General features: G+C 25.6%; 7 protein-coding genes. All 7 read left to right on the plus strand.

The features are described from left to right. Window positions 1-16 precede the first annotated feature (16 nt). The 7 genes from Q1J60_RS11975 to Q1J60_RS12005 all read left to right on the plus strand — a co-directional run bounded on the left by Q1J60_RS11975 (window position 17) and on the right by Q1J60_RS12005 (window position 7,282). A complete protein-coding gene (locus Q1J60_RS11975) occupies window positions 17-493 on the plus strand; it encodes a prepilin-type N-terminal cleavage/methylation domain-containing protein (RefSeq protein ID WP_300262624.1) in 477 nt (158 codons plus the stop codon). Between the two features lie 107 nt (window positions 494-600). Then, window positions 601-1,755 (plus strand): type IV pilus assembly protein PilM, encoded by a 1,155-nt coding sequence (gene pilM / locus Q1J60_RS11980; RefSeq protein ID WP_300262627.1) that lies wholly within the window; start codon window positions 601-603, stop codon window positions 1,753-1,755. Window positions 1,756-1,769: 14 nt separating this feature from the next. Next, window positions 1,770-2,336 carry a PilN domain-containing protein gene (locus Q1J60_RS11985; protein WP_300262630.1) on the plus strand — a complete coding sequence of 189 codons (567 nt, stop codon included), beginning with the start codon at window positions 1,770-1,772 and terminating at the stop codon, window positions 2,334-2,336. Further along, window positions 2,326-3,543: a hypothetical protein gene (locus tag Q1J60_RS11990; protein WP_300262633.1), complete on the plus strand. Its 1,218-nt coding sequence runs from the start codon at window positions 2,326-2,328 to the stop codon at window positions 3,541-3,543. The genes Q1J60_RS11985 and Q1J60_RS11990 overlap by 11 nt, the downstream gene beginning before the upstream one ends. A 16-nt stretch (window positions 3,544-3,559) precedes the next feature. After that, a complete protein-coding gene (locus Q1J60_RS11995) occupies window positions 3,560-4,555 on the plus strand; it encodes a type IV pilus modification PilV family protein (protein ID WP_300262635.1) in 996 nt (331 codons plus the stop codon). A gap of 4 nt (window positions 4,556-4,559) precedes the next feature. Then, a complete protein-coding gene (locus tag Q1J60_RS12000; protein WP_300262638.1) occupies window positions 4,560-6,668 on the plus strand; it encodes a type II secretion system protein in 2,109 nt (702 codons plus the stop codon). Between the two features lie 23 nt (window positions 6,669-6,691). Beyond that, entirely contained in the window at window positions 6,692-7,282 is a 591-nt protein-coding gene (locus Q1J60_RS12005) for a PilW family protein (protein ID WP_300262641.1), read from the plus strand. Window positions 7,283-7,471: the final 189 nt, after the last annotated feature.

Here is a 7,471-nt window from a genome sequence, read left to right on the forward strand (position 1 = left end):
TTAAGGAGGAAAACAAATGAATACAAAAAAACAAAACAAAAAGAAAAAAGGTTTTACGCTAATAGAACTAATTATAGTTATAGCAATCATAGCGATATTAGCAGCAATAGCTATACCAAACTTCTTAGGAATTCAAAGAAAATCTAAGATAAAAGCAGATATAGCAAGTGCAAAAACAATATATGATGCAACATCAGCAGCAATTGCAGAGGGTAAGATAGATCCAGATAAAATTTCTAAACAAGATGGAGAAACAGTTGAATTAGTACCTAATCCAAGTACTAAACCAACAGGAGATTTAGAACAAATAGAAAATAATTTACAAGTGATACCAACTGGGAAGTATAAAACTGGAAACTTTAAAGTAACTATAAAACAAGCTTCTAATGGTGTTAAGCCTGAAATAAGTGTTTCTATAGGTGATATAGAAGTATATCCAAAAGGACAAAATGAATATGATATTAATAGCGCTGATGGAGCAAAAACTAAATAATTAAACTTTTAAGAAGCAAAAAATAATTTTAATTTGATATATTAAATAAAAGTGTAAGGAATTTTTCCTTGCACTTTTAAACTATAAAAGGAAAAGGAGGTAAAGTTTTGTCAATAGGAAATAATGAGAAAAAGAGCATATTGAAGATGGATATTTCTGATATAATTAAGGCTTTTAAGAAAAAGGATTCAGGAAAAAAGAATGATAAAAAAGGTAAGAAGAAAAAAGTTAAGCTTGTTGTAAGTAAAAAAGCTATTTCTATTGATATTGGAAGTGATAATACCAAGGTTGTTGTGGGGAGATATCATAGAAATAAGGTTAGTATAGATAAAGCATTTGAGTTTAAGACACCTAAAGGAAGTATAGAAGATGGTCACATTAAGAATATAGATAATTTAGCTATGGCTATTAATGAGGCTTTGGATTCTCATAATGTTAAAAATAATAATGTTATTTTTACTACAAATAGTACTTCTATTATAAATAGAACAATTATTATTCCAAAGGTTAATGAAGATGAAATAGAATCAGTTATTAAATACGAAGTTCAGCAATATCTTCCTATAAACTTAGATGAGCATATGATTCAATACAATATTTTAGATGAAAAGGTTATTGATGGAAAGGAAAAGTTAGAGGCCTTAATTGTGGTTTATCCAAACAGAATGATTTATTCCTATGCAGAGCTTGTTAATAAAATTGGTGGAAAGCCATATGCTTTAGATTTAAATTATAATTCTAAAAGAAAAGCTTATTACGTAATGAATCTTGAAATGAAGGAAACTGTTTTAAGTATTGACATGGGAGCAGAGAATATAGGATTAACAATAATGAAAGATAATGAGTTAATGCTAATAAAAACTACAAAATCTGGTGGAAATTATTTAAATAGTAAAATATCAAAAGTATTAGAAATTTCATCAGAAGATGCAGAGAAGCAAAAAAAAGAAAATTGTAATTTGATGAATAGAGAAGAAGGGCCTTTAGAGCACGTTGTTAGAGAAGTAGTAGATTCTTGGTTTGATGAAGCTAGTAGAATAATTAAATATTATAAAAGTAAAAATACTAAAAACAAGATAGACAAGATATATCTTTGTGGAGGAAGTTCAAATATAAAAGGACTAGAAAGATATGTATCAACTAAACTAGACATGAAAGTAAAAAAAGTTGAAGGAAATAGTAATATAGAATTTAAAAAAGGCGTAGAAGAAGTGAATATTTCAGAATACATAAACGCTATTGGAGCCTTAATAAGACTTTAGGTTGGTGATAAATAATGAGAGATTTTAACTTTTTCTCCCATATAGCTGAGGAAAGAAAAAGTGATTCAAAAAGAAAGTACATAGAATTTGGAATAATTGGAGTAATGGCTTTTATATTTGTAGTAAATTTTTCAGTAAACATTATAAAAGAACATGTTTTAGATAAAAACATAAATTATTATCAAGGTAAAATAGATAATCCAGATATGCAAGAAAAGTTAGGTTTAGCAATTAAGATGCAAGAGGAGCAGGATGATTTAGAAAAGTATTATACTAATGTGAAAGCAGCTTCAGAACAAGTTTATGATAACAATTATGTAAATACTCAAAGAATCAAAATAATAAATAGTACTGTTCCTAATGATTTAGTATTTACTCAAATAAGTATAGATAACAAAACATTAACAATACAAGCCTTATCAAAAACAAGAAGTGCAATAAGTGATCTTCAATATAATCTAAACAATTTAGGATTTATAGAAAATACATATATAAGTGGAATTGGAGAAAGAAATGCACAGGGATATTATTCATTCTCAATAAATTGTACTTTAAAGGAGGTAGGAAATAATGAAAATTAATAAGAGAGAAAAAACTTTATTATTTGTCCTAGCTCTAGGGGTTGTTGGGTTTGGATATTATAAAGTGGTTTGGGATTATCAATATAACAAATTAAAAGCTTTAAAATCAAAGGAATTAAAAGTAAAGCAAGAATATGATAATGATGTAAAAATGGTTGATTCCATAGAACCTAATAAAGAAAAGATAAATATTTTAAATTCAGAAATTCAAAATTTAACATTAGGCTTTTATTCAAACATATCACAGCCGAATGTAATATTAGAATTAAATAATCTTATGAATAATGCAAATGTTAAAGGAACTATGAGTTTTTCTGAAATAAAAACTATGCCTGTTGTGGAGAATCAAGAAGGAGATTCCTCTAGTAAAAGTGAGGATGATGAAAATAAAAACCAAATACAGGGAATTGTTAATGATTATAATAATATAGTTAATAATAAGAAAAATCAAAATAAAAAAGATAAAAAACCAAAAGAAATATATAACTTAACCCAAATGACAGTTTCATTAAGTTTAAATGGTACTTATGAGGATATTATGAAGTTTATTAAGTCGATTGAAGATAATCCAAACCATATAAATATAATTAATTTTAATTTAAGTGCACAAACTGCTGGAAATGTATCAGCAAATATGAATATACAACTTGTTGCAATTCCAAAGATAGATGCTTCAAAAGAAGAGTTTACAACAGCTGATGATAAATATGGTAAAGGAAATCCTTTCTCAGGAACAAGTGCTGTAGGAAGTGGAACAATTGAAAATGAACTAGAAAATTCAAAGGTTAAGAATGACTTTTTAATGACTGTTAGGTCTATAAACTCAGATTTACCAACCATAGTATTAGGTAAGTCTGAAGATAAAAATAAAACAAGCTATTTAAGTAATGATGAAAATGATGTTATTAATGTAGAAATGTACGTAACAGAGAAAGATGGAAAGTATTATTACAAGTATAAGGTAGGAGATAAAACATATCCAGCTGATTTTAGTGGCAATGGTGAAGAATTTAAACCAAATAGTAATGATATAAATTTTGAAATTTTCTCAGAGAAAAGAGAAAATAAGGATGATAAATCTGGAGTTAACATAAAAATAGTAAATAATTCAGATAAAAATGTTAATTTAGTTGTAGATAAGGATGATATAGATAATCCTAGAGTTAACATAACAACAGAAGGCAAAGTAAAAGTAATAAAAAATTAGAAGAGGTGTGAAGCTTATGGGTATCAAAAAACGAAAAAGTAAAAAAGGATTTACGGTAATAGAAGCTATGATTAGTTTAGTTCTATTCACTTTAATAATGATACCCCTAGGAAGCTTTACTTTAACAGCTATTAAAACAGCAACTAAAAGTGGTGAAAAGCAGCAAGCTATAGATTTTGCTCAAAGTACTATAGAACAAATAAAAGCATTAAAAATTGATAAGTTATATAATTTATCAAAAGATCCAGAGAAAAATAAAATAGTACTAAGTAATGGCGTTATTATAACTTTAAATGAAGAAAACAATAGCAAAAACAGCTTTGATTCTTATAAAGTTAATGGTGTTTTTAAACCTAACAATAAAAATAAAGACTTTGAAGTTGAAGGGAATATAATACCAAATTTAAATGGGGATAGTAATAATAAAGATGAAAATAAAGATAGTAAAGAATTAGACTTTAATTATTGTGTTTATATTGGAAATACTAGTATAACTGTTTATAAAATAGTAAATGGACAATGGTATAGATTAAAATATAAAAGTATTAATAATGAAAATAATGATTTACTTGAATTAAGTATAGAGAAGAATAATGATGGACAAGTTGATATTAGATCAACACATGAAGGAGAAAGTATTATAGTTAATAATGATAATGTAAGAACAAGCAATAATATAAATAAGTCAGATTTGTTAGATAAAAATAGAGATTCTAAAGTTAAGGTTCTTTTTTATGAAGATGAAAAAAATAAGTCTATAACGTTAAAAGCTTCTAATAGTGATTTAGAAGGTGATTTAAGTATATATGCTTATAAATATAAGAATAGCGGTGTAAGATATTATGATAATATTGAAAATACTAATCCTCAAGGAATAGTTAAAATTTATAAAAACTATGTTGAGAAATCACCTTATGATAATAAAGTTGGTTTATATGATATAGATTTAAATATTAAATATGGAAATGAAGAGATATATAATATAAAGGCTACAGAATTTATAGGAGAGTGATGATATGTCATACATGAAAAAGAAAAAGGGAGCTTCTCTTGCATATGTAATAGTAGTCTTAGCAATAATTGCAACAATAGGTACAGCAATAGTCTCACTTTCTTTAGCAAATTATAAAGCTATAATAGTTGATTCTAAAAAGACTAAAAATTTATATATGTCTGAATCAGGGTTAGATGAAGCTAAAGTTAAAATTAATAATTTGACTTCAAAGGCCGTAGAAGCTGGAAATGATGCAGTAACTAAAAGTAGCGTTGAAAATTTAACTTCTAAAAATGTAGAAAGTACTCAAAATGATATTTTTAAAAAAGAATATAAAAAATACATACAGAATAATTTAAAAGATTTATTTAAAATTAAAGATGGACATGTGTTATTTAATACAAAAGGATTTAAATATGAAAGAGAAGATAATTACTATAATATAGAATTAGTTTCTATAAATGATAATAAATTAGGGGAAGATAATGGAATAAACCAATTAAGTGATTTAGATAAGAGTTTTGTTTTTGTATTACCTAAAAATAAAAAAAGTGATAAAGAAATTCTAACTCTGAGATTAAATTCAAAATTTAATGTTAAAGATGGAAATGAAATAAAGAATTATAAGGATGTATCATTAACTTTTGATATAGAATTGCCTGACTATAATGGAGCATATTATATAGAAAAGATACCAGTATATAATATATGGCAACAAGGCTTAGTAGTTGGTGAAAATCTTAATATTAATCAAAATAGTAATTTGAATATAAATGGAAGTGCTTATGTTTCAGCAAATTATAGTTTTGAAGATAATAAGTCATATAAAAATGCAATTCAAAACAAAAATACAAGTGGAATAGTTATTTCTGGTGGTGATTTAAGTTTAGATAACGGAATTTTAGTTAGTAAGCAAGACATAATTCTTAATGGAGAGAATGGAAATCTTAAAGTTTTATCTTCAGCAGGAGGAAATAATAGGGGAGTATATACACACAATCTTGGTATATATTCTTTTGAAGATATTAATTCAAATAAAGCTTTTGGTAATAGTGAAACTTTAAGAGGAAATAAGATTGACACTAAAGTGCCAGTTTATACTATGAATGATTTGATAATGAATGGGTTAAACTCAACAATAAAACTTCAAGATGGTTTTTATGGAATAAATAGTAATTCTGGTGATAAAAATTTAATTGGAGAAAAACAAAATTCAAGTGCTATAATAATAAATTCAAGTGATTTAGGAAGTGGATCAAGCTTAGACATTGAGAATAAGGCAGTAATAATGGGAAGTGCATATATAAATACTTTAGGTGAAAGTTATCAAACAGGGGAGTCTTTAGCTGTAAAGGGAAATTATATAGCTTATACATATGCAGTTAAAGGTAAGGATGTTAAGTTTAAATATTATAATCCACTACAGTTGGTTGAGAGTATAGACGGAGAGAATACTTTAGATGCTAAAGCCAAATATTTTAAGGAAGCTAGCAAGGCGGTTAATATAAAAAGTAATGGAATAAAATTACCTAATGCTGATAATGTAATAAGTGTTGGTGTAACTGTAGATGGTAATAATGATATAAAAGGAAATAACTTAAATTTAGATAATGTTAAAAAAATAAGAGAAGAGTATGTAGATAATTATTTTAGAAAAGTAAATGCTGTAAATACAGAAACAACAATTTCTAAAGAAAAGAAATATGTAAACAAACTTACAAATAATAATGATTTAATATATATTGATATACATAATGGAACTAACATACCAGAAAATATAGCTAATAGTCCTTTAACTATAAAAGATAAGTTAATAACAATAAACAAAGGTTGTAATGGAGTTATTATAACGGACAAGGACGTAAGAATAGATAGTAGCATAAATTTTAAAGGAACTATAATAACTACTGGAAATTTAGATGTTTTAAATAAGAATAACTCTAAAAAGCAAAATATAAATATAACTTATGATGAAGAATATTTAAAAGAGTTAATAGGAAGTAATTATGAAGATTTTAAAGGAGTATTTACTGGAAATCCAGATTCTACATATGTATTAGTGAAATCACAAAAAGACATAAATGATACAACTTTAGACTTAGTTAAAACAAGCAACTGGCAAGTTAATTAATATAAGAGAAGGCTGGTGATCAAATGAAAAAATTAAAAAGTAAAAAAAGAGGGCTTTCTCTTGTAGAATTAGTTGTGGCGCTATCATTAATATCAATAATATTAATGATAGTTAGTCCTTTCTTTATTTCAAATTATGTAACTTTAGATAAGACAAGCAATCAAATAGATTTTCAAAGGGAAGCAAAGTCCATAATGAATTATTTTACTGATTCAGCTATGGAGGCATCTAATATATCCAGCTTAACTAATGTTAAAGGTGAGGTTCTTTCAAAGAATAATTATACTGATAGTCTATCAAAGGATTATTTAGAATCAGAAGATGGTTACCTTAAATTAACCTTTAATAATAGTGAAAATAAAAATGAACACACAACATTTATACTAAAAGATAAATCCTTATATATGAAAAAGAAAGATTCAGAAGAGTTTAAAATAGGAGATTTAGTTAGTAGTATTACATTAACATCTTTAACAGAAGAAGCAACAAAAGATAAAAAAGTAATCAATAATTTTAAAAATGCTAATGCTATTAAAATTGAAATTGTATTTGAGATTAAAAATAATACACCATATAAAGTTAGTAATATATTAACCTTTAGAAATAAGAAGTAATCTTGGATGGAGGTGAGTTAATGGTTAAATTAAAAAATACAAAAAAATATAGTTTTATGATAATAGTTACAATTTTAATAATTAGTATGTTGAGTATGCTAGTTTACGGTAATATAAATAGAAATCCATTTACAATTAGTGCAAATTCTAATGTAAGTGAACTAAAACATGGAGAAACAGGAGATATTA

Source organism: Clostridium sp. (assembly GCF_029258205.1).
Lineage (GTDB): Bacteria > Bacillota > Clostridia > Clostridiales > Clostridiaceae > Sarcina.

What these genes read in the sequence shown, in the direction of transcription:
- Q1J60_RS11975 (WP_300262624.1), top strand. Translation starts at nt 17, where the DNA reads ATGAATACAAAAAAACAAAACAAAAAGAAAAAAGGTTTTACGCTAATA.
- Q1J60_RS11985 (WP_300262630.1), top strand. Translation starts at nt 1,770, where the DNA reads ATGAGAGATTTTAACTTTTTCTCCCATATAGCTGAGGAAAGAAAAAGT.
- Q1J60_RS11990 (WP_300262633.1), top strand. Translation starts at nt 2,326, where the DNA reads ATGAAAATTAATAAGAGAGAAAAAACTTTATTATTTGTCCTAGCTCTA.
- Q1J60_RS11995 (WP_300262635.1), top strand. Translation starts at nt 3,560, where the DNA reads ATGGGTATCAAAAAACGAAAAAGTAAAAAAGGATTTACGGTAATAGAA.
- Q1J60_RS12000 (WP_300262638.1), top strand. Translation starts at nt 4,560, where the DNA reads ATGTCATACATGAAAAAGAAAAAGGGAGCTTCTCTTGCATATGTAATA.
- Q1J60_RS12005 (WP_300262641.1), top strand. Translation starts at nt 6,692, where the DNA reads ATGAAAAAATTAAAAAGTAAAAAAAGAGGGCTTTCTCTTGTAGAATTA.